The organism is Streptomyces sp. NPDC002730, from assembly GCF_042888805.1.
In the GTDB taxonomy this organism is placed as follows: domain Bacteria; phylum Actinomycetota; class Actinomycetes; order Streptomycetales; family Streptomycetaceae; genus Streptomyces.
Genome location: NZ_JBIAQG010000009.1, coordinates 406,880 through 430,478 on the forward strand (window position 1 = coordinate 406,880; position 23,599 = coordinate 430,478).

The following is a 23,599-nucleotide window of genomic DNA, read 5'->3' on the forward strand; positions in this document are numbered from 1 at the left end:
GAGATGGGGCTGCTCGGAGAGCTGTTGCTGCTGCCCGTCGCTCCCTTGCGCGGCACCGTCTGGGTGCTGCAACAGGTGGTGGACGAGGCGGAACGGCAGTACTACGACCCGTCGGCCATACAGGCCGAACTTGCCCGTCTCGCGGAGCAACTTGATGCGGGCGATATCGACGAGGCCGAGTTCGACCGCCGCGAGGACGAACTCCTGGAGCGGCTGCAGATCATGCAGAACAGGGAGCAGAAGCAATGAACAAGCTGAACAACCGGCTGGTGATGGGACTCGCCGTGGGCGCCGGGTATGCGCTCGGGCGCACGAGAAAGGCGAAGCTGGCGTTCGCCATCGGCACGATGGTGGCCGGCAAGCGGCTGCAGTTGAACCCGAGGGCGCTCGGCGACCTCGTCAGTCAACAGCTGCAGAACAACCCGCACTTCAAGGAGATAGGCGACCAACTGCGCGAGGACCTGCGCGGGGTGGGCAGGGCGGCCACCGGGGCGCTGGTCAACCGGCAGCTCGAAGGGATCGCCGACCGCTTGCACGAGCGGACGTTGAATGTGCAGGACCGCATCGACGGCGCTGCCCCCGACGTGCTCGGTGAGGACGGGGCCGAGGGTGATGAGGACCTGGAGGAGGACGAGGAGAAGCAGCCGCAGGAACGTGCCACGTCGGGAAAGCGGTCGAAGAAGACGGCGCAGAAGACGGCTCAGAAAACGGCGCAGAAAACGACGCCCACGCGCAGGAGCCCGGCCAAGAAGGCGACCGCGACCGGCCGGCGCACCACGAAGAAGGCGGCTGCCAAGAAGGCCACCTCGAGGGGAGGCCGGAGCCATGGCTGAGAAACCGAGCCTGCTGAGCGCAGACAACCCCGCTGCCCAGAAACTGAAAGAGGAGCTGCTGAGTTACCTGGCCGTGCAGGCCCAGCAGAAGTTGACTTCGGTCGGCCGAACCCTCGACCGTACCACGGTCAAGCTCAACGACATCGCGGAGGGCCGCAGCCCCGGCCTCGCCAAGCTGGCTGTGGAAGGCGGCCGCAAGGCCGCCCAGGGCAAGGGCCCGCTCCGCAGCGCAGCCGAACTGGGGGCCTCGCGGATCAAGGAAAATGTCACCCAGACCCTCAAGGGCTTCGGCGGAAAGCGCAAGAAGGCCAGGGGAGGGAGCAAGCCCGTCGTCATCATGGAGTCCGTCGATGTCGGAGTCCCGGTGCGCGAGGCCTACGACCAGTGGTCACTCTTCCAGGACTTCTCCACGTTCACCAGGGGCGTCAAGAGCGTGAGCATCGCCGACGACGCCACATCGGACTGGCAGTTGAAGATCTTCTGGTCGAGCCGTAGCTGGCAGGCCCACGTCACCGAGCAGATACCGGACACCCGCATCCAGTGGACGTCGCAGGGAGCCAAGGGAAGTGCGAACGGTGTCGTCACCTTCCATCCACTGGGCGAGAACCTGACTCGGGTGCTGCTTGTCCTGGAGTACTACCCCAAGGGGCTGTTCGAGAGGACAGGCAACCTCTGGCGCGCCCAGGGCCGGCGCGCCCGGCTCGATCTCAAGAACTTCGCCCGCCATATTTCGATGCGCGGTGAGGCAGAAGACGGGTGGCGCGGCGAGATCCGGGACGGCGAGGTGGTGCGCCGCGACGATGACGCCTCAGCGGACGAGCAGGACGAGCGGGACGAGCGGGACGAGCAGGTCGTGTACGAGGACGACGAAGCGGAGGAAGAACCGGAAGACGAGTACGAATACGAGGCCGAGGCCGACGACGAGGACCAGGGCGTGGATGAGGACGAGGCCGAGGTGGAGGACGAGGCCGAGTACGCCGGGACCGGAAACCGCGGGCGCCGATGACCACCGCAAGCAGGCTCCCAGACCCCTACGGCGGTTCCGGCGGCGCGAATCTCGCCGACATCCTGGAGCGCGTGCTCGACAAGGGAATCGTCATCGCCGGCGACATCCGCATCAACCTTCTGGACATCGAGCTGCTGACGATCAAACTCCGCCTGATCGTCGCCTCCGTCGACAAGGCCAAGGAAATGGGGATCGACTGGTGGGAGGACGACCCGGCGCTCTCCTCCGGTGCCCGCCGCCGCGAACTGGCCGAGGAGAACGAGCGATTGCAGCGCCGCATCGCGGAACTGGAATCGGCTCATCGAACCAGTGAGGAGCGCAAGGAGTCGGCATGAGTGAGCTGCGCTATGTGTACGCCGTGACCCACCCATTCGACGGGCCATTGGCCGAAGATCTCCGCGGGGTCGCGGACACACGGCCGTATGTGCTGCACCACGGCGACCTGGTCGCCGTCGTATCCGCGGTGTCCGCCGACGACTTCAACGAGATCCCGCTCCGCGCCCATCTCGAGGAACTCGACTGGTTGACCGAGACCGCTCACGCCCACCAGGCCGTGATCGCGGCGCTCACGTCGTTGAGCTGTCCGCTGCCGCTGCGGCTCGCCACCGTATGCCGGGACGAAGACGGCGTGCGACGACTGCTCGACTCGGGCCACGACCGGTTCGTCCGCACCTTGGAGAGGCTCGACGGGCGCGTCGAATGGGGCGTCAAGGTGTACGCGGAAACGCCGGAACCCGCAGCAGCGTCCCCCGCCCCCGCCCCCGCATCGACCGGCCGCGACTACCTGCGCAGGCGCCTTCAGGAGCGCCGCGCCAACGAAGGAATCTGGGAGCGCGCCGACGCGGTGTCGCGGCGACTGCACGAGAAGCTGTCCCGTCATGCGGAGGCGGAGAGGCTGCACCGCCCGCAGCAGGCACAGCTCTCCGGGGCAGCCGGCCACAATGTCCTCAACGCGGCCTATCTCGTTCCGCGCGAGGAGAGCGCGGTCTTCGTCGAGAGCCTGGACGAGCTGCGACCGCACGAGCCGGGCATACGGGTTGAGCTGACCGGCCCGTGGGCCCCGTACTCCTTCACGGGCGAGGTGGTGGGGGACCGATGACTGCCCCGGCGCCGCTGGCCCATCGCGAAATCGCGCTGGTCGACCTGCTCGACAGACTGCTCGCGGGCGGTGTCGTGATCGCAGGCGACGTCACCCTGCGGATCGCCGACGTCGATCTCGTACGCATCGACCTCAAGGCGCTGGTCAGCTCGGTGAACGCCCGGGTCGCATCCCCTTGGGAGGAGCCCGGATGAGCAGCAGGCGCAGGGTCGACCTGGACACCGACACTGTCGAACGCGATCTGGCGAAGCTGGTTCTGACGGTGGTGGAGCTGCTGCGCCAGCTCATGGAGCGGCAGGCACTGCGCCGCGTGGACGTGGGGGACCTGACGGAGGACCAGGAGGAGCGGATCGGGCTCACTCTGATGCTGTTGGAGGACCGGATGGACGTCCTGAGGGAGAAGTTCGGACTCGAGCCCGAAGACCTCAATATCGACCTAGGGCCGCTGGGGCCGCTGCTCCCCAGGTGAGGGGAGCGGAGTCCGGAGCATGGCCACCTCCATGTGACGGTGTGGTGGGAAGCCTTCCGGCAGGCCGGGCACCGGGTGGCGATGCACGACATTCATCGGGCGCCCGGACTGCCCGGCGGTGACCTGATCGCGCATCTGCTCGGGGAGGGCCGGGACACCGGCCGGGACGACGTCATCAGCAAGGCGCACAAGGCGCTGTACGGGACGTACTCCGACCGGCTGCCGCCGCAGGAGAAGGCAGGGGACCTGCTGCGGGCCCTGGCCGACCATGGCTGGACGGTCGTCCTGGTCACCTCCGCCGGGGGCGCGGAACTCACCGCGCTGCGACGCGCCATCGACGCCGACGACGCCATCAGCGCGACGGCCAGTGCCGACGACGTCGAGAGGGGAAAGCCCGCTCCCGATCCGGTTGAGCATGCCCTGAAACTGGCCGGGGCGCCCGCCGAGCGCGCGGTGTTCGTCGGCGACTCACGGTGGGACATGGCGGCCGCGACCCAGGCACACGTGACGTGCCTGGGTCTTCTCTGCGGAGGCATCTCCCGCGCCGAGCTCGAGGAAGCCGGCGCGTCAGCGGTCCACGAGGGTCCTGCTGCTCTCCTGGAGCAGCTCGAAGGCAGCCCCCTCGCGCAGCTCCAGTAGCGAAACCTGAGCGGGTCCAGCTCCGGCTCTGGCCTGGGGTGTTCACTGAGGGTAGTCACGCGAATGGCGGTTGTCGCTGCCCCGGGTAACACTGGCCCGGACTGACCGCTGGGTGCGCACCCGCTGGTGCTTTCACTCAAGGAGGGCACTGATGTTGATGCCTGACCTCGCTGTCATCGCCGGACTGATGGCCCGCTACCGGGCACATGAGCACCTCTATCTGGCCGCCCCCCACGACGGTGAAGCGCGCATGCGCTTCGAGGACACCGCCTACACCCTGTGTGTACTGATGGGAGAGCGCACGGCCAGAGAAGCCGTGCTCGCTGCGGAACGCTACGTCGCGCGAGGCCGGCCGAAGCACGGGCCCGCCAAGAAACGCGCGGCGCCGGGGAAACACTGACCGCGGCGGCGGGCCAGACAGCTGGACTACGTCTGGCCCGCTCGAGCGCGGGAAGGACCAAGGGGTGCCTGATCTTCTTAACCCAGTAAGAGAGCCGATTGTCGAGTTCGTCAGCCGGCGCAGGGACGCCGCCGTCGTCCAGACGTTGCGTTCGACGGCGGCCGCGACGCTCGCCTACGTCGCTGCCCTGTGGCTGACCAGCGAACCCGCTCCCCTCACCGCTCCCCTCACCGCGCTGCTCGTGGTCCAGGTGACTCTCTACTCCACTCTCACCACCGGCATCCGCCGAGTGAACTCAGTGATCGCCGGTGTTCTGATCGCCAGCGGCTTCAGCGCTCTCGTCGGCCTGACGTGGTGGAGCCTGGGACTGATCATCCTGGCTTCCCTGGTGGTGGGGCGTCTGGTGCGCGTCGGTGAGTTCGTCCCGGAGGTCGCGATCAGCGCGATGCTCGTGCTCGGCGTGAGCCGGGTTGCGTACACCGCATGGGACCGTGTGCTGGAGACACTGATCGGCGCGGGGGTGGGCCTCCTGTTCAACGTTCTGCTCGTGCCTCCCGTCTGGGTGGGGCCGGCCGGTGATTCCATCCAGGACCTGGCCCGGCGGATGCGCCGGCTGCTTCTGCGCATCGGGGAGGAACTGAGCAGCCACACCACCGTGGAGCGCGCCGCCGCCCGGCTCCATGAAGCACGCCGCCTCGACCACGACATTGCCGACGTCGACGCGGCGCTGCGCCAGGCCGAGGACAGCCTTCGGCTGAATCCGCGGGTGAAGGAAGGACTGCTGCGTCGAGTGGTGCTGCGCACCGGGCTCGACACCCTGGAGATCTGTGCGGTGGTTCTGCGGGTACTTGCCCGCACGATGACCGACCTCGCCAAGGCGCGCGGTGAGGAGGATCTGTTCCCGCCGGAGGAGGGGGTCGCCCTCGAGGAACTGCTGGCCCACGTCGCCGACGCCCTCGTCAGCTTCGCCGTACTGGTGACCACGCAGGTGAGTGAGAGCGCCGATGCGGCGGAGTCCAGGCTGGCCGGCGAGCTCGCCGCGGCCGCCGCGGCCCGCGAGAGGGCGGCGGAGCTGCTGCTTGAGGGTGTTCAGCGGCACCCGCGCCACTGGCAGCTTCTTGGCGCGCTGCTCACGGAGATCGACCGGATCCTGGCAGAGCTGGACATCGCCCAACGCTCCAAGCGCCTGATGGAAGAGCTGGACCGCAGCGCACGCGAACAGCGCGAACGGCACCCTCAGCTCGCCGCCGTACGCCGATGGGTGCGCGACAAGCGGTCGAGGCGCAGCGCGGCCCGTTGACCGGGACCATCACCTCGAACGAGCGGGTCGTGGGCGTCGCAGGCCGGCCGGTACGCGCACCGGATTCATCCACGCCGTCGCCTGCAATGCGGCGTCCAGTGTTCGGGGAAGCGCACGTGCCCGGCTGAACTGCATGGCAACGTGCTGCGCCGGAGCCGCATGCTGGAACTGTGCATTCCGCTCCTCCACTGCCTGTGTCAGGGAGGACGGATCGGGTACGTGCACAGTCCCCACGAGCGAGGAGGAGACATGCAGCGAGGCAGCGACCGCCTCAGTGTCCGCAAGGACGACGAGATGAAGCACGAATTGCAGGGACTGCTCCGTTCAGGACACCCCACTCGGGTAGAGGAATGGCACGACCCGGAGCCGGGCGCCGATGACGACCCGGAGATCGCGTCGGGCCCGGTGCCTGCGGTGGGCTCGCTGGGAGCCGATGAACACTTGAGGGTTGAGCTGGCCCGTCACCTGGGCCGCGCGGCTTTCCCGGCGAAGCGCCGGGACCTGGTGCACACTCTGAGCGAGCGCCACGCCCCGGACCGACTGATCGATCTGGTGAACGGCCTGCCGGCGGACGGGGCGTACGGCAGCGCGCGGGAAATCGTGAACGCCGTGTCGCGCCGGTCGTAGCTGCTGTCAGGGCGTAAGTCGGCGCTTCCCGGCCGGACGGAGGCCGGTGAGTGTGTGCGGGCGGCCCGGGAGTGGGGGCCGCCCGTGCAAAGACGTTGCGCTTCGGACACGCGTACTTGGCGCAAATCAGCCGGGGAACGTCACTCGAGGAACTGACGGCTGGTGACCGTGAAAAGAGCGCCGTCGGCATCGCACAGCGTCGTCTCAGGTCCATGCGGTGTGGACCGCCGGACCAGCACGAAGCCGCCGTTCTTGACGGCGGCATCCGCGGTGGCGTCCACATCCTTGACCGGGAAGTGGATGTGCCAGCGGGGCTGGATCATGGGATCCGGCACGGCTTCTTCCGCCCCCGAGCTGAGGCGCGCAAGAACGTGCCCGTCGCTGTGCAGGACGACCTCGTCCTCCTCGTAGCTGACCTCGCAGGAGCCGGGGCGTTCGCACGCCCACTCGAGCACTTCACCGTAGAAGATGGCGGCCTCGAATGCGTTCCGGGTCCGCAGCCTCAGCCAGGTGGGCGTGCGCTTGCGCCAGCTGTGCCAGTCGGGGATGAGCTCGCCGTCCCAGATACCGAAAACGGCGCCGTCCCGGTCGGAGGCCAGGGCCCCGCGCCCCAGCGAGAAGGTGAGCGGACCGACCGCGACCGTGCCGCTGCGCTCCCGGATACGTGCTGCTGCCTCATCCGTATCGGTGACGGCGAAGTACGGAGTCCATGCGACGGCGATCTGCAGCTGAGGTGCCAGGGCCCCGATACCGGCGACCGGTGTGCTCTGGTGGAAGGCGACGCTGAACTGGTCGCCCAGTCTGCCCTTGCGAAAGCGCCACCCCAGGACCGCTCCGTAGAAATCCTGGGCAGCCTCCAGGTCACGGGCCATGAGACTGACCCAGCAGGGCGCGCCGAAAGCGGCGGCGCTCGAGGTTGCAGCTGCTGCGGACTTGGCCGCTCTCGTTTCCTTGTCCATCACACTCGGTGTCCCGGTCGAATGGTTCTCAGCGCGTCACGGGGAGTAAAGGGGAAATCGGGTTCGTTCCTCATCGTGCCCCGGAGGCGAGGTACTCGCGAGCCGCGAGGGCGCGCTCGCTCCGCCTCCTGCGCGCCGGATGCTTCACGAGCCTGCAGGTCACGACGCGCGCGGGCGGCATCGTCGATCTCTGCGGCAGCGAGATGCACGCTGCCCCAGCGCGGTACCCGAAGTCGCCCGCCCCATGCCTCGACGTGGAACGGCAGGTTTGGCTGTGTCCGGGCAGGGGACTCGACGAATCGACCGAGCGGCCATGGGATAAATGGGGAGGAATCATCAGCTCCGGGCGCGGACGGCGGTCCCCGCCCGTAGCCCTCTTTTTCCCCTGCCAACGCATGACGGGCCCCGCGGATGGCGGTCCCGGTACGGATTCGCCCGTGTCCTGGGTCCCGGATCCCACCGTCAAGGAGGAGTGACATGCGAACCGAACTACTGACGGAACTGGGCCAGCAGTTGCGCGTGGACGCTGTCCGCGCCGCGGACGCGGCCGGCTCCGGGCATCCGACGTCCTCCATGTCCGCCGCGGACCTGGCCGGCGTCCTGCTGGCGAACCATCTGCGCTACGACTTCGACCGGCCGGAGCACCCCGGCAACGACCGGCTGATCTTCTCCAAGGGGCATGCGTCGCCGCTCCTGTACGCCCTCTACCGGGCGGCGGGCGTCGTCGACGACGAGGAGCTCCTCACCTTCCGGCGTCTCGACAGCCGCCTCGAAGGGCATCCGACGCCCCGGCTGCCCTGGGTGGACGTGGCCACCGGGTCCCTCGGGCAGGGTCTGCCGATCGGCGTCGGCATGGCGCTGGCGGGCAAGAAACTCGACCAGATCCCCTACCGGGTGTGGGTGCTGTCGGGCGACAGCGAGATGGCCGAGGGATCCATGTGGGAGGCCGTCGAGCACGCGGCGTACGAGCGTCTCGACAATCTGACGTTGCTCATCGATGTGAACCGGCTCGGCCAGCGCGGGCCCACCCGCCACGAGTGGGACCTCGACGCCTACGCGCGGCGGCTGGAGGCCTTCGGCTGGCACACCATCGAGATCGACGGGCACGATGTCGCCGCCGTCGACGCGGCGCTGGCGGAAGCCCGCTCCACCTTCCGGCGGCCCACCGCGGTCATCGCCCGGACCCACAAGGGACGCGGCGTCTCCACCGTCGAGGACCGGGAGGGCATGCACGGCAAACCGCTGCCGGACGCGGACGCGGCCATCGAGGAACTCGGAGGGCCGCGCTTCATCCGGGTGGAGGTCCAGTCCCCGCCCGCGGGACGGGTGCTGCAAGGCGCCCGCGGCGTGCACCTTCAGATGCCGCGCTTCGACACCGGCGACTCGGTCGCCACCCGCACGGCGTACGGACAGGCGCTCGCCGCACTCGGCTCGGTGCGCGGAGACATCGTCGCGCTCGACGGGGAGGTCAGCGACTCGACGCGTACCGAATACTTCGCGAAGGCACACCCGAGCCGCTTCTTCGAGTGCTACATCGCGGAGCAGCAGCTCGTCGCGGCGGCTGTGGGGATGCAGGCACGGGGATACGTCCCGTACGCCTCCTCGTTCGCGGCGTTCCTGACCCGCGCCCATGACTTCGTACGGATGGCAGCCGTCAGCCGCGCCTCGATCAATCTCGTCGGCTCGCACGCGGGGGTCGCGATCGGCCAGGACGGGCCGTCCCAGATGGGTCTTGAGGACCTGGCGATGTTCCGTGCCGTGCACGGCAGCACGGTGCTCTACCCGTGCGACGGCAACCAGACGGCCCGGCTCGTCGAGGCCATGGCCGACCTGCCGAATGTGAGCTATCTGCGCACCAGCAGGGGCGAGATGCCGGTCGTCTACGGTCCGGACGAGGAGTTCCCGGTGGGCGGTTCCAAGGTGCTCCGCTCGGGGGAGCGGGACCGTGTCACCGTCGTCGCCGCCGGAGTGACGGTCCACGAGGCGCTCGCGGCAGCCGAGCTGCTGGACCGGGAGAACATCGGCCTGCGCGTCGTCGATCTCTACTCCGTCAAGCCCGTCGATGCGGAGACGCTGCAGAAGGCGGCCGACGAGACCGGCTGTCTGCTGACGGTGGAGGACCACCGCCCCGAGGGCGGCCTCGGCGACGCGGTGGCGGGAGTCTTCTCGGACGGCCGCCCGGTACCGCGACTGGTACGGCTCGCCGTCCAGAACATGCCCGCATCGGCTAAGCCGGAGGAGCAATTGCACGCGTCCGGAATCGACGCGGAGTCGATCGCGGCCGCCGTACGGCTGCTGGTGGAAGAAGCTGTGGTGCGCTGAGTCAGCTGTAGCGAAGGACAACTTCGGGTGGAGGACGATTTTGGGTAAAGGACGACTTCGAGTACGAGAGGCAGCCGGCCCAGCCGCCGGTCCAGGTCAGTAATCGGTGTCCTTGCCGATGTACAACTCGGCGAAAGCGGCCGCGGCGGCGGGCGAGCCGAGGATCCGTCGCAGCCGGGCAGCCGCGGAGCCCGCCCGGAAGGGGTCACCCGACGAGGCTCCGTGCAGTACGTCGGAGAGCCACTGCGAGAATTCCTGGTACTGCCACACGCGCGGCAGACAGGCCGCCGAGTAGTCGCTCAGACCGCTGACGTCGCCCTTGCCGCAGTACGCGACGAGCGCGTCGCCGAGCAGCAGCGCATCGTGCAGCGCGAGGTTCATGCCTTTCGCGGCGATCGGTGCCGCAAGGTGGGCCGAGTCGCCGGCCAGATACAGCCGTCCGTATGCCATCGGCTCCACGACGTAGTTGTGCATGTCCAGCACCCGCTTCTCGATCAGCCGTCCCTCGGCGAGCGGCCGGGCCCCGTCCGCCGACAGCCGGTCGCGGAGCTCGGACCACACCCGCTCGTGCGGCCAGTTCTCCGGGTCGTCGCCGGGCGGGCACTCGAGGTAGTAGCGGGTGACCTGGGGGCTGCGAGCCATATGGGCGGCGAAGCCGCGCGGATGGACGCCGAAGACGACACAGTCGGAGGACGGCGGCGCCTCCGCGAGGAGAGCCAGCCAGCCGACACCGTAGTCATGCCGGGCGACGGTGATGTGTTCCGGCGGCAAGCAGGCGCGCGTCACGCCGCGTGCGCCGTCGCAGCCCGCGATGACATCGCAGTCGATGCGCCGGCGCTCGCCCGTCTCCGGGTCCGTATAGGACACCGACGGCCGATCTGTGTCGATGGCGCGCAGTTCCAGATCGCGTACGCCGAAGCGGACGTCGCCGTCCCCGTCGTCCGCGAACTCGCGCACCAGATCTGTCACCAATAGTGGCTGTGGGTAGACGAAATGACGGTGCCCGGACAGCTCGCCGTAACCGAACCTGTGGCGCTCACCCGCGAAACGGAATTCGCACTCGCTGTGCGTCTGTGCGTGTTCCAGCAGCCGGTTGGCCAGCCCGCGCTGTTCAAGGGCGCGTACCGCCCACTCCTCGATGAAGCCCGCGCGGGGCCGCTGTTCGATGAACTCTCTGCTCTCCGTTTCCAGCAGTACACAGTCGACGGACGCGGCTCGCAGGATGTTGGCGACTGTGAGACCGGCGGGTCCCGCGCCCACGATGACGACGCGGGTGCGCTGTACCGACGCAGAAGAGGAAGGGGAGGAGGCGACAGTCATCCGAGCATTATGACGGTGATCCGTCAACAAGGGTCCGCGCACGGCGCACGGACTGGAGATATACGTAGCCGGACCGTGATGCTCAAGTTTTGCTCAGATCTAGTGACGGCGAGACAGCCCTGTCCCTATTGTCCTGCCCAACGACGAGGACGGAGCAAAGAGCCGAATGACGGGCACTTCGGTGGCCGGGGGCGCCGTCCTTGCTGCGGGTCGGCCTGGTTTCCATCGGCGGGAAGCCGCTGCCCCGGAGAGCGAGCAGCTGGCCCGGCTGCGCGCTGTCGTCGGCTTGGCCTTCGGTACGAGATGGGCTTCGCATGGTCCGCCGCGAAACGGGTCGTGTTCGTTGCCGACGGGAAGATCGTCGAAGCGGCCTCACCGCATGAGTTCCGTGACAACCGCGCAGCGACCGAGCATGGACATCCTGCGAAGATCCTGCACCCCTGACGCGTGACTCCGTGCGGCGACGCCCTTGTCTCCAACCGTCGAATCTGCCGAACCTGTTGATATAAGGATGTTTCACCATGAAGCCCTGCACGTCCGCCGCAGCCGCGGCGATCGCTGCGCTTGCGGTCGCCCTCACTGCAACCGCCTGTGATGGCCAGTCCGGCAATGCCGCTGACAAGCCCAGCGCCAGCTCGGGCGGCTGGGACAAGCCGAGGCTGCCCACGTACGAGGTCGCCAAGGACGTCAAGTTCGACTCCCCGACCCTGCGGAAGGCCCAGAGGGCCGGCAAGCTCGTCATCGGTGCCAAGAACGACCAGCCGTACCTCGGCTTCCAGGACGCGAACGGCCAGCGGTCCGGCTTCGACATCGAGATCGCGAAGATGGTCGCCGCCGACCTCGGGTTCTCCCCTGAAATGATCGAGTTCAAAACGGTCGACACCAAGAACCGCGAGGCCGCCATCTCCAATGGCGAGGTCGACCTGTATATCGGCACGTACACGATCAACGACGAGCGCAAGAAGCGAGTGGGATTCGCCGGCCCGTACTACACGGCCGGCGCCGACCTTCTGGTCCGCAAGGACGACAGGACGATCAGCGGGCCGTATTCTCTGCAGGGCAAAACAGTCTGCTCGGTCAAGGGCTCTACCGCGCTCCGGGAGATCAAGAAGCCCGATTACAACACCAAGACCGTCGAGACGTCCAAGTACAACGAGTGCGTCGAGAAACTGATCGGCAAAGAGGTCGATGCCGTCACCACGGACGACGCCATCCTCATGGGCTACGCCGCCCAGCGCCCGGACAAGCTGAGGGTCGTCGGCAGCCCGTTCACCGAGGAGCCCTACGGCGTCGGCATGAACAAGGATGACAAGGCGCTGCGGGAAGCGGTCTCGGACGCCATCGAGGCGCACGACAGCAATGGCGATCACAAGAACGCCTACGACGCGACGCTTGGTCTGTCCGGCTCCGAATACGGTGGGGCGTCGACGGTCGAGCGCTACTGACACTGCCGACGGTGCCTATCGGCACCTCGACGGCACGGCACGGCAACGGTCGGCGGCGTGGAGATTATGACCGGGTGCGTAATTCCCGGGCGCGAATTGTCGTCGGGATTCCACACTGCGGGCATGTATGGACATGCCTTCGAGCCCGCAGCCGCCGCGCCCTCGGTTCAGTCGAGTGAACTGCTGGCTTCCCTCCCGGTGCCCGGGTGCTCATCGTCAATGGCGACGACTTCGGGATGTACCACGCGATCAACGTCGCGGTCATCGATTCGATCGAGAAGGGGATCGCCAGTTCGTGCAGCCTGATGGTGCCGTGGTCATTGGCGCTGCACGCCATGCACCTGCTCCGCGGGCGGCCGGAGATCACGTTCGGTTCCACCTCACGCTGGTCTGCGATACGACCCACTACCGGTGGGGACCGCCGGCTCTCTTGGGCTGACGCAGACCCAGGTGTCGCGTCGTCAGGCGGGCCGTACCGCCTGAACGCTGGACGACTGCGACAGGCTCGCCGCTCACTTCGGGCTTCCCGTGCGGGATTTGCTGGCCGGTCCGACCCGGGCCTGTGAGCTGGTGCCGGCCTACTGGCATCGCGGCGCACGCGCAGGGCGCAGGACGGAGGCTGCTGTGGCGCGACCGGTTCCGGGAGCGCGGCTGGGCAGGCCGACGTTCTCGCACGATGAGGCCGGACGATGACGGATTTCGAGTCCATCGACGCCCTGTTGGCCTCGGTCCGGCAGGAGATGCAGCTGCCGCCCGCCGAGGAACGGCGCCCTGCGGGAGGGGTTGCGACTGTCACGCACTCAGGTCGCGGGCGTGCTGGGGGTGAGCCCGTCGACGGTCGGTGGCTGGGAAGCGGGCCGCGATCCCGGCGGCGAAGTCCGTGAGAAGTACGCCTACTTCCTGCAGGGCGCGCAGGCGAAACTGAACGCCCAGAACGAAGCGACGGACGCGGTGGCGGACCGGCCCGACCTGCAGGAAGACGTACCTGCGGCACAGGAGACGGCCGACGCGAGCATGCCAGGTGCGGAGCCCGACGACGTCGACAGCCTCCCGTCTCCGCCGCCGTGTGTGCTGTGCGGGCAGCCCGCGCACCAGCAGGTGGCCGGATTCCCGCAGCACCTGGACCCGGCCGACTGCTCCGCCGGCCCGCCCGCGCCGGAACCCTCACCGACCCTCAAGGTCTGGCTGGACGGCAAACGCAGCCCGTCCCGCAAGAACCTCGAGCGCATCGACACCGCCTACCACACGGTGCGACGGCAGAACGTGGCCCGCTACCTTCTCGGCCGCTTGAACGCCCGCGGCGGCACCCGGGTCGAGCTGCACCCGCTCAACCAGTCGCAAGTCCCCCGCCCGCACCAGCGCGTGGTGGAGTACCCGCACCCTCAACGTCCGGCACTGGGACCGCATCGTCGAGGCCTGGGCCGCGAACGACGACCAAGCTCTGGACGACGCCTGGATCGACCAGATCGTCGACCTCGGCTCGCAATGGGGCCAGTACGAGTACGCCACCAACATCGGGTTCGCTGCCTGACAGCGCCGCCTCCGGCACCAGTCCGATGTGATCGCAAAATGAGTGGTGGCGGGAGGGGCCGGGTCCGGGGCGCGAGCGGCAGGTGTTTCGAGGTACGCCTCGACGGGTGTCCTCCGCACGCACATGCGTGCGCGATTGCCTTGATCAAGCGTCAGAAAAGCAATGGGCGGCGGACGTCAGGTTGTTGCGCCGCAGCGCGATGGACGAGCAGCTACTCCGGGGCAGCTGGGCGACGTTCTCGCAGGGAGGCGCCGAGTGAGCGCAACGCCGGTGCAGCGGTGGCGAGCGCGGCGCGTTCCTCTTCAGGCAGCGTGGCGAGCGAGTCAGCGAAGATCTCAGCCCAGGCATTCTCGATCCGCGCCATGCCGTGCACGGCCTCCATCGTCGGGTACAGGCATACGGCTCGGCGGTCGTGCGGGGCCGGCTCGCGACGGACCAGGCCGAGGGCGACCAGTCCGCGCACAGTCGTACTGACGTTGCTTGCATGCCATCCGAGCTCACGGGCAAGCGCGCCCGCCCCGATGCCCGGCGAATCGAGCACGTAACGCAGCACTTCGAGATCGGACGGCGGCAGCGGCAGCAGACCGGCCTCGCCCACGCCACGGAACCGGAGGACACGCGCAAGCGCGTAAAGGGCTGGGGTCAGAACTCTGGCTTCGCGCAGGAGGCCCGCGTCGTCGGCTGCGGAACTGGTCTCGGTGTTCACCGCTCGATGGTACCAATGCTTATAGTTATGTAACTATAAGCATCTCGTTCCTTTCTTCCTCCAGGAGCAGTGATGACCACACGCACCTCTCCGCATGCCGGACAGCCGACGCGCGACGCGACGCCCGCATCACCAACGGCCCTTCTCACTGCGGTACTCGCACTGTTGTCCTTCGTCGTTCCGCTGTCCACGGACATGTATCTGCCCGCCTTCCCCGCGATGTCCGAGGAGCTCCGCACGGATGCCTCGGGGATTCAACTCACCCTCACGGCCTTTCTCTTCGGTCTCGCGGCCGGTCAGTTGGTGCTCGGCCCGATCTCCGACCGGTTCGGGCGGCGTATGCCGATCCTCTTCGGGACTGCCCTGTGCACCGCGGCCACAGTGCTGTGTGCCGTCGCACCGTCCATCGGCGTACTGATCGGAGCACGGTTCGTGATGGGCTTCGCCGGTGCCGCAGGCGTCGTCGTCGGCCGGGCCGTGGTCGCCGACATCGCATCCGGCGCCGCGGCCGCCCGGATATTCGGCGTCCTGATGACGCTCGGTGGGATCGCGCCCATCGTGGCCCCACTGGTCGGCGGCGCCGTTGTGAACGATGCGGGAGGCTGGCGCGGGGTGTTCTGGGTCCTCGCGGGCGCGTCCCTGCTGATGTTTCTCGCGACGATGCTTGCGGTGCCGGAGAGCCTGTCGGCCGAGCGCCGACACACGGGAGGCGCCGGCGCGCTCCAGGCGGTCACTTCCGTCCTCACCGACCGTGCCTACATCGGCTACACCCTCGCTTTCTCCTTCGCGTGCGGCACCCTCTTCTGCTACATCTCCGCCTCGCCGTTCCTGCTCCAGAACGTCCTGGGCTTCAGCGTCAGCCAGGCATCCCTCGCTTTCTCCGTGGGCGCCCTCACCGCCACGGTGTCGAGCGCGGCCGCCACCCGCCTCGTCCGCAGCTTTCACCCCGATGTGCTGCTACGTGTCGGGCTGGCCGTCATGCTGGTCTCCAGCGCACTCGCCCTGCTCATCACCCTCGCAGGTCAGCTCAACCGCGTCTGGGCGCTCGGGCTTGTCGGCCTCGGCTTCCTGGGGCTCGGGCAGGTCTTCGGCACCGCCACAGCACTCGCCGTCGAGCGGGTGCCCCAGGCGGCCGGCACCGGATCAGCCGTCTTGGGCACGCTGCAAAGCGCGCTCGGCGCCGTTGTCGCACCCCTGATGGGAATCGGCGGCAAATACACGGCTGCTCCCCTGTTTCTCGGCATGACCGGCTGCTCACTGATCGCCGTGCTCGCACTGCTGTTGACCAGAGGAAGCCAAACACCCGTCACCACGCTGTGTGGGACACCCTCCCAGGCCGACTCCGGGAAGGCCAACGGGCGTTGGGGAACTTGAAGCAGCTCTCAGGGGGCAGGGCCATCCCCGGGTGCGGGGATGCGTAATGTTCTCCCATGCCCGAACTTCAACTTCTTCGCTTCGACCACGCCCCAGCCCTGCTCGCGTTCGAACAGGAGAATCGGGCCTACTTCGCCGCCTCGATTCCGGACCGTGGCGACGACTACTTCACCCATTTCGACGCACGGCACAGCGACTTGCTCGCCGAGCAGGCCGCTGGGCTGCACTTCTTCCACGTGCTGGTGGGCAGCGGTGGCGAGGTGCTGGGGCGGGTCAACCTGATCGATGTGGCGGGCGGTTCTGCCGAGCTCGGGTACCGGATCGCCGAGGAGGCCGCCCGTCAAGGCCTGGCTACGACCGCCGTCCGTCAGATATGCGCCCTTGCCGCCGCGGAGTACGGTCTGACCACGCTGCGGGCCGTGACGACACTCGACAACGCCGGTTCGCGAGCCGTGCTGGCCCGTACAGGATTCGAACCCACTGGAGAGGTCCTGCTGGGCGGACGCGCAGGACTTTCCTACGCACGGAACCTGAGTGAAGTCCGTGAAGGTGCCGCCCCGTAACCGAGTCCAGATCTTCGAGGAACGGCGCGGTACCGCCGTTCCACGTGCGGCGGCCGTTCCGGATCCCAGCGGGAGTCACAGGCCTTGCGTGTGCTCGGGCTCGTCAGTGGTCGATGCCCGGGGACTGTCGGTCCATCCGGCGAGGGCCGCGAGCGGTGACTTCTTTTTCTCGTACTGAGTAGAACGGCCCTGGTTTCCGTATCTCACTGCGCTGTGCTGTGTCTTGCGCCCGAGCGGGTGAGGGCACGGCACGGTCCGACTCGGCCGAGGGGCATGAAGTCCCCGGTGTGACATGGCAACCAAAGAGGGGCGAGCCTGTGAGGTACGGGCAGAGACACAAGCGGTCCAGATGGATTGGCATGACGGTCGCCGCGGTGGCAGCAATGGCGGTGGGGGGCGGAGCTCTCCTGATGACCGACAACAACGCCGAGGCCGCGCGGGGATCCGCGCGCCCGCAGTGGGCCGCGGCGGCTGCGATGACCATCAATTGTCCGGACGTCGCCGTCCGTTTGTCGCAAGTGCCGCAGCAGGCGCGGCCCACTGTGGACAACGAGCTGGCGCAGCTCGACAGTCAGGTCGCGGATGCCTATGGGCAACTCGCCGCGGCCGGTGGGAAGGCTGACCAGAAGTGGGTGCGCACGCGAGTGCTGGACCCGCTGTCGTCCCAGCGCCGGCTCACACTGGACCGTATCGCCGCCGAGATCGACCGGGTGTCGAACCGGCCGGAGCAACTGGACTCGCTGGCGTCCTGCACGGTCAAGCGGGACGAGGTGGCCCCCGCTTCCGCCTCCGCATCGCCCTCCGTCGCTGCAGCTGCGAACCCCCCTGCTGCGGGAGCCTCTGCCCCGGCCGTCGGCAGCCCGGCGCAGACCGGTCCCCAAAGGTCGGACTTCGTGGACATTCGCAAGGTACGACCCAATGCCGCCAATCCCCGGCTGCAGTCGAACGCCTCCCGCGGTACGTTCCAGTCGCGCTGCGGGCGCAACGAGAACAAGCACTTCAACCCCGACAACGTCATCGTCGCTCCGGGTGTGAGCAACGGTGCCCACCACATGCACGACTATGTCGGGAATCTTGAGACCGACGCCTTCGCCACCAATGACGACCTCGCCGCCGCCGGCACGACGTGCACCAACGGTGACCGCTCCACCCACTACTGGCCGGTCCTGCGACTTCGCAACGGGAAGAACGAGGGCGACGCCAACCTTCCCGGTGGAGGGAAGGACGGCAACGTCGGACGCATCCTCCAGCCGGCTTCGGTGCAACTCACCTTCCGCGGCAGCCCTGTCAGCAAGGTCACCGCGATGCCCACGTTCCTGCGCATCATCACCGGCGATGCCAAGGCGTTCACCAACGGAACAACCAACGCCAACGCCTCCTGGAGCTGCACCGGCTTCGAGAACCGGCAGCTGAAGGACAAGTACCCGCTGTGCCCGCGGGGCAGCAACGTGGTGCGTACGTTCAAATTCCAGAGCTGCTGGGACGGCAGTAACACCGACAGCGCGAATCACCGCACGCATGTGGCCTTCGCCGGGCCCAACGGCGCCTGCCCCCAGGGATTCCGGGCCATCCCCCAGCTGGTCCAGCGGATCACGTACAAGATTGCGCCCGGCTCGTTGTTCGCCGTCGACAGCTTCCCCGAGCAGTTGCACAAGCCGGTGACGGACCACGGTGACTTCATCAACGTGATGTCCGCATCGCTGATGAGGAAGGCAGTGGGCTGCATCAACAGCGGCCGTAGGTGCGGCTGACGCCCGGGACCCGGCACGGTGGATGTCACGCCGTGCCGGGTCCACCACGGTGCGGGGAGCCCGGCACAGCGCCCTGAGGACCCGTGCGGGACCGTTGAATGGCCGGGCGCCGTGCGTGGCAGCGGCGATGGAAGCGCTCACTGCTGCCTGGCCGGTTACGATGCAAAGAAGGCAGGTTGCTGACCTCAGCACGCGGAACAGGTCCTCAAGGACGCCTGCTCAGCCTCACCAGAGAGGCATGTCACATGGCACACGACCAGATTCCAGGCATCGATCCAACAGCGACTCCGAGCGGCGACGGCTGCGCGGACTGCCTGGCAGGCGACGGACCGGGATGGTGGTTTCACCTGCGGCGCTGCGCCGCGTGCGGGCGCATTGGATGCTGCGATTCATCCCCCTCGCAACACGGTACGAAGCATGCACGCCAGGCGGGGCACGCCTTCCTGACCAGCTTCGAGCCGGGAGAGAACTGGTTCTGGAACATTGAGACCGATGAGTACTACGAGGGCCCGCAGCTGCTCCCGCCCACCTCGCACCCGGCCTCCCAGCCGACCCCGGGCCCGCAGGGCAAGGTCCCCGCGGACTGGCAGCAACACTTGCGCTGACGTTGCTGTTGAGGGCGCCGGACACTGCCGTGCTTCGAGGACCCCCGAGCGGTCACGCCCTGGCCTTCACAGACGTGGGACCGGCAGTTGAGGGTCCGTGATACCGCCCGGTGCGGCGAACCCGGCGATGTCCCAGCCGGCGCGTCGGGCTCCGGCCTGGTACGCGCTTTCGTAGAAGGCGAGCACAACGGCGCGAGGATCGCTCTCGGCGCGGGCCGAGTCGTACGGCAGCACGGCCAGGTGGCCGGCATTGCGAGCAACCCAATGTGCCGTAGCGGGCGTGAGCGGCTCCCCGGTCAGTTCCGCAGGCTCGGGGGCGGTGTAGGAGTAGAAAGCGGGCGCGGCGAATGCATCGTCACCGAACCAGAATCCGAAGCTGATCAGCTCTCGGGAGTACGCCTCCCGTGATACGGGATCGATCTGCGGCGGCTGGTCCATGTGACGCCCGGAGAACCGGCTGTGGGCGATATCGAAGGTGTGCCAGAAATGGTGTACGGGGCTGACCTTTCCCGAAAAGCCGGCTGAGAACTCCTCCAGCACCAACGCCACCTGGCTGAGTACCTGCCAGTAGCGGTTGGCGAGCACGGGATCGTAAGCCGCATGCTCAGTGTCCTCGGCGAACGGCCGATCGGCATCGGGCAGGTCGAACGGCCGGGGAATGTTGATGCTCACCCGGACGCCCAGCGCGGCCAGAGCCTCAAGGGTGCTGTTGTGGAAGGACGCCACCGACTGACCCAGGAGCGGGACGGACTTCGCTCTGCCGTCCAAGGTCGCGAGGACCAGTTGATGGTCGACGAAGTCGAAGTCGATCGTGAAGACCGAATGACCGTCGACGTCTCGCATCGGACGGGTGGTGACGCCGCGTCCGGTGAGATGGAACGGAACGTTCCACCAGTGGTTGCGCCGGGCGCTCGCGGCGAGACGGATCTTGCCGACGACTTGCGCGAATCGGTGCAGCGTTTCTTTGGTTTCCTGCCACTCCGCGAGCGGTATTGGCGGGAACAGCTCCATCGCGTTCCCCTTCCTGCCCCGCGCTCCGGCCGGCCGGGCAATTCCATGATGACCATTGCTCGACATGTACGGCATCTCGTCGCGTGGGGGGACTGCTTGTGTCCGCAGCTCTACATGCGGTCACGGTGCATGTCACGGGGCATACGGGCGGCCTACGGGCCCGTCTTGGCTGGTCCGGGCGGCGGGGGAGTGGGACGCTTGGAGCGGAGCGGGGTGTCTGCCGAGGGGACTCGGGAGGGCCAAATGGGTCGAGATGTTCCGGCGATGGTGTTCACCCGTGAGGACCGCCGCCGGTACCGGATCAAGATGCAGGACTGCCTCGACGCGTTCGCGCAGATGCTGCGTGAGGCACGCTTCGAGTTCGAGCGGCCGCAGGTGGGTCTGGAGATCGAGCTGAATCTGGTGGACGCGAGCGGCGAGCCGGCCATGCGTAACACCGAGGTGCTCGAGGCGATCGCGGATGCGGCCTGGGCGACTGAGCTGGGCCGGTTCAATCTGGAGATCAACATCCCGCCGCGGACCCTGACGGCCGGTGGTCCCGATGCGTGGGAGAAGGAGATCCGGGACGCCCTCAACCACGCAGAGGAGCGGGCTGCGGACGTCGGCGCGCATCTGATCATGGTGGGCATCCTGCCGACGCTTCGGCAGTCGGATGTGAGTGAGTCGGGACTGTCCGAGGACCCGCGGTACCAGCTGCTGAACGAGCAGGTGTTCGCGGCTCGGGGTGAGGATCTGCGGATCGAGGTGGACGGGGTCGACCGGTTGCGGACGTACGCGGACACCATCACGCCCGAGGCGGCGTGCACGAGTACCCAGTTCCATCTACAGGTCTCGCCGGACGATTTCGCGGACTACTGGAACGCGGCGCAAGCGATCGCGGGGGTGCAGGTAGCCCTGGCTGCGAACTCGCCGTTCCTCTTCGGCAAGGAGCTCTGGCACGAGACGCGTATCCCGCTCTTCGAGCAGGCCACCGACACCCGGTCGGAAGAGATCAAGGTGCAGGGGGTGAGACCCCGGGTGTGGTTCGGAGAGCGGTGGATCAACAGCGTCTTCGATCTTTTCGAAGAGAACCTGCGCTACTTCCCCGCCCTGCTGCCCTTGTGCGACGAGGAGGATCCGAAGGAGACACTGGACGGCGGAGACACGCCTGAACTGGCCGAGCTCACTCTGCAGAACGGCACGATCTACCGCTGGAACCGCCCGGTCTACGCCGTCGCCCACGACAGACCGCATTTGCGGGTGGAGAACAGGGTGCTCCCCGCCGGTCCCACGGTTGCCGATGTCCTCGCGAATGGCGCCTTCTACTACGGACTGACGCGCGGCCTGGTCGACGAGGAACGGCCGGTCTGGTCGCGGATGTCGTTCTCGGCAGCCGAGGACAACTTGCACGCCGCGGCGCGGCGGGGGATGGACGCGCGTCTGTACTGGCCCGGGATGGGCGAGGTGCCGGTGTCCGAACTGGTACTGCGGCGGCTTCTTCCGCTGGCGCACCAGGGGCTGGAGCGCTGGGGCATGGACGCGGCGTGGCGGGAACCGCTGCTGGGGATCATCGAACAGCGGTGCGTCACCGGCCGCAACGGCGCGGTGTGGCAGCAGGAGATGTTCCACCACATCGACGACTCCACCCACGTGGGGCGCCATGAAGCGCTGCGGCGGATGACACAGCAGTACATCGACTACATGCACCTCAATGCACCTGCACATACCTGGCCGGTCGAGTGATCCGGTGAGGCCTCGCGGGCGGCGGCGGCACCGCACACGCACCCGTGCCCGACACCCGCACGCTCGTGGACGCGTCTGTACCGTGTCCGGTCGGCTACCGTTTGTCACTGAAACGGTAACTTCGGGCACGTGGCTTCACGGCGGAAGGGCGCGCGCATGACCCTGATCCTGGCCGACGCTGCGGTCAGCGTGCCCGAATCCGGGTCGGCATGACGACGGACCCGAAACCGCGACCGGTCGCCCCCCAGCAGAACGCCGCCACCGCCGCCCGCGCCGGCGACACCGCGGCCGCACGGCTGAAGGAGCGGATCTACGCGACCATCACCCTGGCCGCCGTCGTGGTGACCCTGGCCGAGGCGGAGGAGTCCGATCACACCGAGGCGGCGCTCACCGTGGCGGTGACAGCGCTCGGGGTATGGCTGGCCACGCTGGTCGCCGACGAGCAGGCGCACCGTGCCGTGACCGGGCGCGGCGCGAGCCGGGCAGAAATCCGGACGGGGTTGCATGTCTCCAGTCCGTTGCTGCTGAGCGCCGTGGCGCCACTGGTGCTGATCGGCATGTCGGCGCTGGGCGCGATGGATCTGGGCACCGCGCTGCTGACCAGCGCCGGGGTGGAAGTGGCGTCCATGTTCCTGTGGGGCTGGCGGACCGGCCTGCGGATGGGCAACGGGCCGCTGAGCGCGCTCACTTCAGGCCTCTTGGACACTGCGATCGGCGTAGGGGTCGTGGGCGTGAAGCTCCTCGCGGGCCACTGAGCGTGCTGTCCGGACGAAGCCGTCGTTGAAGCCGGCGAGAAGAGGGCTCCGACGGGTGGCCGGTCGGAGCCCTCAGCGCTATCCGGTCTCAGTCATATGTGCGCCGCTGCCCCGAGCTGTGCCGACGCCGTTTGCAGCGGGGTGAGGACGGGGGGATGGACGAGCGCGGGGGCGGTGTGGCAGGTGAAGCCGAGGCGGGTGAGAGCCCTGGTTACTTCACCGGCGGTGAAATCGCGGCGATCCTGTCCGGTGATCACTTCGCCCACCTGCTTGACGGGGAAGGTGCGGCGGCCGATGGTCACGGACTCACCCGTGACGGGTTCGGGCTTGATGCCCTTCATCGATTGCTGCACGTCACTCTTGACCAGGTCGAAGGGGAAGCGGGCGATGACGCAGCGCATAGTGCCTCAACAGGGTTGGAGGGAAGAGCGGACACGGCCGGCCGGCCAGGGGAGATCAGTGTGCGAGGGCGAGGACGCCGAGGATGTACCCGTCCTCGTCGACCACGGGCGAGGCGCCGAGTTCTCGGGCCCGCATGGCGTATTCCGCTTCGGTCAGCGACGTTTCGGACAGAGTGAACGGTCCCCGGTCGTGGACGATGTCCCGCAACCGCGTGTCCTCGGCGTACCAGGACCCACTGCGGTACGCGGTGAGCTGGGCCCGGGAGACCAGACCGGCACAGCGATCGTCCTCACCGCGGACGATCAGGTGCCCCACGCCGGCGCCGATGAGGACGGACAGGGCGACGTCGACGATCATGTCATCGCCGACCTGCGGTCCGGGTGTGGTCATGGCGTCGGCGGCAGTCAGTCCGATGCGGGCCGTCTGCCGTGGCTGCGTGAGAATCAGCGTCAAGGGACACCTTTCGTGTTCGGTGGATCAATGGGCCGAGTGCGACTGCCAGGGCTGTGATTTCATGCGGCGCTTCTGAACGAGGACTGGCGCTGTGAGGTGCCCGTCCGCCCCTGGGACGCAGCGGGGGAGCGGCGGGTCTGGGCGGGGCGGCTGCGCCGGCTGCGGGACGACGAGGCGCCGCGCTTGGCTCGCTCCGCCACGGGTGCGGTGATGGTGACAGGTACACCGGAGGGGGGCTGGGCGCCGGTGATGCGGCTGAGTTCGGCTTCGCCGGAGCGGACGTGGGTGGTGTGCGGGGTGATGCCGG

The 23,599-nt window shown here is 68.0% G+C and carries 26 protein-coding genes and 3 pseudogenes; 22 read left to right on the plus strand and 7 right to left on the minus strand.

The window, feature by feature from the left end:
- Positions 1–3 precede the first annotated feature (3 nt).
- The 11 genes from ACFYXH_RS24585 to ACFYXH_RS24635 all read left to right on the plus strand — a co-directional run bounded on the left by ACFYXH_RS24585 (position 4) and on the right by ACFYXH_RS24635 (position 6,373).
- Positions 4–249: a gas vesicle protein GvpG gene (locus ACFYXH_RS24585; RefSeq protein ID WP_389566690.1), complete on the plus strand. Its 246-nt coding sequence runs from the start codon at positions 4–6 to the stop codon at positions 247–249.
- Entirely contained in the window at positions 246–833 is a 588-nt protein-coding gene (locus ACFYXH_RS24590) for a DNA primase (protein ID WP_389566693.1), read from the plus strand. The genes ACFYXH_RS24585 and ACFYXH_RS24590 overlap by 4 nt, the downstream gene beginning before the upstream one ends.
- Complete coding sequence (locus tag ACFYXH_RS24595) at positions 826–1,839, plus strand: SRPBCC family protein (protein ID WP_389566696.1); 1,014 nt, start codon at positions 826–828, stop codon at positions 1,837–1,839. The genes ACFYXH_RS24590 and ACFYXH_RS24595 overlap by 8 nt, the downstream gene beginning before the upstream one ends.
- Complete coding sequence (locus ACFYXH_RS24600) at positions 1,836–2,174, plus strand: gas vesicle protein (protein WP_389566699.1); 339 nt, start codon at positions 1,836–1,838, stop codon at positions 2,172–2,174. Before ACFYXH_RS24595 ends, ACFYXH_RS24600 begins: the two co-directional genes overlap by 4 nt.
- Positions 2,171–2,938 carry a GvpL/GvpF family gas vesicle protein gene (locus tag ACFYXH_RS24605; protein ID WP_389566702.1) on the plus strand — a complete coding sequence of 256 codons (768 nt, stop codon included), beginning with the start codon at positions 2,171–2,173 and terminating at the stop codon, positions 2,936–2,938. Before ACFYXH_RS24600 ends, ACFYXH_RS24605 begins: the two co-directional genes overlap by 4 nt.
- Complete coding sequence (locus ACFYXH_RS24610) at positions 2,935–3,132, plus strand: gas vesicle protein (RefSeq protein ID WP_327327759.1); 198 nt, start codon at positions 2,935–2,937, stop codon at positions 3,130–3,132. The genes ACFYXH_RS24605 and ACFYXH_RS24610 overlap by 4 nt, the downstream gene beginning before the upstream one ends.
- Entirely contained in the window at positions 3,129–3,407 is a 279-nt protein-coding gene (locus ACFYXH_RS24615; RefSeq protein ID WP_389566706.1) for a gas vesicle protein K, read from the plus strand. The genes ACFYXH_RS24610 and ACFYXH_RS24615 overlap by 4 nt, the downstream gene beginning before the upstream one ends.
- A gap of 33 nt (positions 3,408–3,440) precedes the next feature.
- Positions 3,441–4,046 carry an HAD family hydrolase gene (locus ACFYXH_RS24620; RefSeq protein ID WP_389566709.1) on the plus strand — a complete coding sequence of 202 codons (606 nt, stop codon included), beginning with the start codon at positions 3,441–3,443 and terminating at the stop codon, positions 4,044–4,046.
- Between the two features lie 151 nt (positions 4,047–4,197).
- Entirely contained in the window at positions 4,198–4,446 is a 249-nt protein-coding gene (locus ACFYXH_RS24625) for a DUF5133 domain-containing protein (RefSeq protein WP_389566712.1), read from the plus strand.
- A gap of 64 nt (positions 4,447–4,510) precedes the next feature.
- On the plus strand, positions 4,511–5,746 hold the full coding sequence (locus tag ACFYXH_RS24630; protein WP_389566716.1) for an aromatic acid exporter family protein: 1,236 nt from the start codon (positions 4,511–4,513) through the stop codon (positions 5,744–5,746).
- Positions 5,747–5,995: 249 nt separating this feature from the next.
- Positions 5,996–6,373, plus strand: a complete 378-nt coding sequence (locus ACFYXH_RS24635) for a DUF2795 domain-containing protein (RefSeq protein WP_389566719.1) — start codon at positions 5,996–5,998, stop codon at positions 6,371–6,373.
- A 140-nt stretch (positions 6,374–6,513) separates the two neighbouring features.
- On the opposite strand, the gene ACFYXH_RS24640 is transcribed toward ACFYXH_RS24635, so the two are convergent.
- A complete protein-coding gene (locus tag ACFYXH_RS24640; RefSeq protein WP_389566722.1) occupies positions 6,514–7,332 on the minus strand; it encodes a VOC family protein in 819 nt (272 codons plus the stop codon).
- Between the two features lie 477 nt (positions 7,333–7,809).
- Between ACFYXH_RS24640 and ACFYXH_RS24645 the strand changes: the two genes are divergently transcribed.
- Positions 7,810–9,654, plus strand: a complete 1,845-nt coding sequence (locus ACFYXH_RS24645; protein ID WP_389566725.1) for a transketolase — start codon at positions 7,810–7,812, stop codon at positions 9,652–9,654.
- 96 nt (positions 9,655–9,750) lie between these two features.
- Here the strand turns inward: ACFYXH_RS24645 and ACFYXH_RS24650 are convergent, their stop codons facing one another.
- A complete protein-coding gene (locus tag ACFYXH_RS24650) occupies positions 9,751–10,974 on the minus strand; it encodes a 4-hydroxybenzoate 3-monooxygenase (protein ID WP_389566728.1) in 1,224 nt (407 codons plus the stop codon).
- A gap of 521 nt (positions 10,975–11,495) precedes the next feature.
- Between ACFYXH_RS24650 and ACFYXH_RS24655 the strand changes: the two genes are divergently transcribed.
- From ACFYXH_RS24655 to ACFYXH_RS24670, 4 genes and pseudogenes are all read left to right on the plus strand, one after another.
- A complete protein-coding gene (locus ACFYXH_RS24655; RefSeq protein WP_389566731.1) occupies positions 11,496–12,419 on the plus strand; it encodes a glutamate ABC transporter substrate-binding protein in 924 nt (307 codons plus the stop codon).
- Between the two features lie 236 nt (positions 12,420–12,655).
- A complete protein-coding gene (locus tag ACFYXH_RS24660; protein WP_389566822.1) occupies positions 12,656–12,985 on the plus strand; it encodes a hypothetical protein in 330 nt (109 codons plus the stop codon).
- A 123-nt stretch (positions 12,986–13,108) separates the two neighbouring features.
- Positions 13,109–13,586 (plus strand): annotated as a pseudogene (locus ACFYXH_RS24665) (helix-turn-helix domain-containing protein); the annotation flags it as partial.
- Positions 13,587–13,589: 3 nt separating this feature from the next.
- Positions 13,590–13,950 (plus strand): annotated as a pseudogene (locus ACFYXH_RS24670) (transcriptional regulator); the annotation flags it as partial.
- A gap of 211 nt (positions 13,951–14,161) precedes the next feature.
- On the opposite strand, the gene ACFYXH_RS24675 reads toward ACFYXH_RS24670, so the two are convergent.
- Entirely contained in the window at positions 14,162–14,656 is a 495-nt protein-coding gene (locus ACFYXH_RS24675; RefSeq protein ID WP_389566734.1) for a MarR family winged helix-turn-helix transcriptional regulator, read from the minus strand.
- 72 nt (positions 14,657–14,728) lie between these two features.
- Between ACFYXH_RS24675 and ACFYXH_RS24680 the strand changes: the two genes are divergently transcribed.
- The 4 genes from ACFYXH_RS24680 (at position 14,729) to ACFYXH_RS24695 (ending at position 18,949) form a co-directional block, all read left to right on the plus strand.
- Entirely contained in the window at positions 14,729–16,030 is a 1,302-nt protein-coding gene (locus tag ACFYXH_RS24680; protein ID WP_389566737.1) for a multidrug effflux MFS transporter, read from the plus strand.
- A 56-nt stretch (positions 16,031–16,086) separates the two neighbouring features.
- Positions 16,087–16,593, plus strand: coding sequence for a GNAT family N-acetyltransferase (locus tag ACFYXH_RS24685; protein WP_389566740.1), 507 nt, complete (start codon positions 16,087–16,089; stop codon positions 16,591–16,593).
- Between the two features lie 410 nt (positions 16,594–17,003).
- On the plus strand, positions 17,004–18,344 hold the full coding sequence (locus tag ACFYXH_RS24690) for a DUF1996 domain-containing protein (RefSeq protein ID WP_389566743.1): 1,341 nt from the start codon (positions 17,004–17,006) through the stop codon (positions 18,342–18,344).
- 245 nt (positions 18,345–18,589) lie between these two features.
- Positions 18,590–18,949, plus strand: a complete 360-nt coding sequence (locus tag ACFYXH_RS24695; protein WP_389566746.1) for a UBP-type zinc finger domain-containing protein — start codon at positions 18,590–18,592, stop codon at positions 18,947–18,949.
- Between the two features lie 66 nt (positions 18,950–19,015).
- Here ACFYXH_RS24695 and ACFYXH_RS24700 read toward each other — a convergent pair whose 3' ends face one another.
- Positions 19,016–19,960: a DUF5996 family protein gene (locus tag ACFYXH_RS24700; RefSeq protein ID WP_389566749.1), complete on the minus strand. Its 945-nt coding sequence runs from the start codon at positions 19,958–19,960 to the stop codon at positions 19,016–19,018.
- 243 nt (positions 19,961–20,203) lie between these two features.
- On the opposite strand from ACFYXH_RS24700, the gene ACFYXH_RS24705 reads away from it, so the two are divergent.
- Positions 20,204–21,682, plus strand: coding sequence for a glutamate--cysteine ligase (locus ACFYXH_RS24705; RefSeq protein WP_389566753.1), 1,479 nt, complete (start codon positions 20,204–20,206; stop codon positions 21,680–21,682).
- 209 nt (positions 21,683–21,891) lie between these two features.
- The gene (locus tag ACFYXH_RS24710) at positions 21,892–22,437 is read left to right on the plus strand and encodes a hypothetical protein (RefSeq protein ID WP_389566756.1); all 546 of its coding nucleotides are present in this window, start codon (positions 21,892–21,894) and stop codon (positions 22,435–22,437) included.
- Between the two features lie 92 nt (positions 22,438–22,529).
- Here ACFYXH_RS24710 and ACFYXH_RS24715 read toward each other — a convergent pair whose 3' ends face one another.
- The 3 genes and pseudogenes from ACFYXH_RS24715 to ACFYXH_RS24725 form a co-directional block, all read right to left on the minus strand.
- Positions 22,530–22,838 (minus strand): SCO5918 family protein, encoded by a 309-nt coding sequence (locus tag ACFYXH_RS24715; protein ID WP_362691288.1) that lies wholly within the window; start codon positions 22,836–22,838, stop codon positions 22,530–22,532.
- Between the two features lie 55 nt (positions 22,839–22,893).
- Entirely contained in the window at positions 22,894–23,292 is a 399-nt protein-coding gene (locus ACFYXH_RS24720; protein WP_389566760.1) for a CBS domain-containing protein, read from the minus strand.
- Between the two features lie 59 nt (positions 23,293–23,351).
- Positions 23,352–23,599: pseudogene (locus ACFYXH_RS24725) on the minus strand (ATP-dependent helicase); the annotation flags it as partial.

What these genes read in the sequence shown, in the direction of transcription:
- ACFYXH_RS24585 (WP_389566690.1), top strand. Translation starts at nt 4, where the DNA reads ATGGGGCTGCTCGGAGAGCTGTTGCTGCTGCCCGTCGCTCCCTTGCGC.
- ACFYXH_RS24590 (WP_389566693.1), top strand. Translation starts at nt 246, where the DNA reads ATGAACAAGCTGAACAACCGGCTGGTGATGGGACTCGCCGTGGGCGCC.
- ACFYXH_RS24595 (WP_389566696.1), top strand. Translation starts at nt 826, where the DNA reads ATGGCTGAGAAACCGAGCCTGCTGAGCGCAGACAACCCCGCTGCCCAG.
- ACFYXH_RS24600 (WP_389566699.1), top strand. Translation starts at nt 1,836, where the DNA reads ATGACCACCGCAAGCAGGCTCCCAGACCCCTACGGCGGTTCCGGCGGC.
- ACFYXH_RS24605 (WP_389566702.1), top strand. Translation starts at nt 2,171, where the DNA reads ATGAGTGAGCTGCGCTATGTGTACGCCGTGACCCACCCATTCGACGGG.
- ACFYXH_RS24610 (WP_327327759.1), top strand. Translation starts at nt 2,935, where the DNA reads ATGACTGCCCCGGCGCCGCTGGCCCATCGCGAAATCGCGCTGGTCGAC.
- ACFYXH_RS24615 (WP_389566706.1), top strand. Translation starts at nt 3,129, where the DNA reads ATGAGCAGCAGGCGCAGGGTCGACCTGGACACCGACACTGTCGAACGC.
- ACFYXH_RS24625 (WP_389566712.1), top strand. Translation starts at nt 4,198, where the DNA reads ATGTTGATGCCTGACCTCGCTGTCATCGCCGGACTGATGGCCCGCTAC.
- ACFYXH_RS24635 (WP_389566719.1), top strand. Translation starts at nt 5,996, where the DNA reads ATGCAGCGAGGCAGCGACCGCCTCAGTGTCCGCAAGGACGACGAGATG.
- ACFYXH_RS24640 (WP_389566722.1), bottom strand. Translation starts at nt 7,332, where the DNA reads ATGGACAAGGAAACGAGAGCGGCCAAGTCCGCAGCAGCTGCAACCTCG.
- ACFYXH_RS24645 (WP_389566725.1), top strand. Translation starts at nt 7,810, where the DNA reads ATGCGAACCGAACTACTGACGGAACTGGGCCAGCAGTTGCGCGTGGAC.
- ACFYXH_RS24650 (WP_389566728.1), bottom strand. Translation starts at nt 10,974, where the DNA reads ATGACTGTCGCCTCCTCCCCTTCCTCTTCTGCGTCGGTACAGCGCACC.
- ACFYXH_RS24655 (WP_389566731.1), top strand. Translation starts at nt 11,496, where the DNA reads ATGAAGCCCTGCACGTCCGCCGCAGCCGCGGCGATCGCTGCGCTTGCG.
- ACFYXH_RS24660 (WP_389566822.1), top strand. Translation starts at nt 12,656, where the DNA reads ATGTACCACGCGATCAACGTCGCGGTCATCGATTCGATCGAGAAGGGG.
- ACFYXH_RS24680 (WP_389566737.1), top strand. Translation starts at nt 14,729, where the DNA reads ATGACCACACGCACCTCTCCGCATGCCGGACAGCCGACGCGCGACGCG.
- ACFYXH_RS24685 (WP_389566740.1), top strand. Translation starts at nt 16,087, where the DNA reads ATGCCCGAACTTCAACTTCTTCGCTTCGACCACGCCCCAGCCCTGCTC.
- ACFYXH_RS24690 (WP_389566743.1), top strand. Translation starts at nt 17,004, where the DNA reads ATGACCGACAACAACGCCGAGGCCGCGCGGGGATCCGCGCGCCCGCAG.
- ACFYXH_RS24695 (WP_389566746.1), top strand. Translation starts at nt 18,590, where the DNA reads ATGGCACACGACCAGATTCCAGGCATCGATCCAACAGCGACTCCGAGC.
- ACFYXH_RS24700 (WP_389566749.1), bottom strand. Translation starts at nt 19,960, where the DNA reads ATGGAGCTGTTCCCGCCAATACCGCTCGCGGAGTGGCAGGAAACCAAA.
- ACFYXH_RS24705 (WP_389566753.1), top strand. Translation starts at nt 20,204, where the DNA reads ATGGGTCGAGATGTTCCGGCGATGGTGTTCACCCGTGAGGACCGCCGC.
- ACFYXH_RS24710 (WP_389566756.1), top strand. Translation starts at nt 21,892, where the DNA reads ATGACGACGGACCCGAAACCGCGACCGGTCGCCCCCCAGCAGAACGCC.
- ACFYXH_RS24715 (WP_362691288.1), bottom strand. Translation starts at nt 22,838, where the DNA reads ATGCGCTGCGTCATCGCCCGCTTCCCCTTCGACCTGGTCAAGAGTGAC.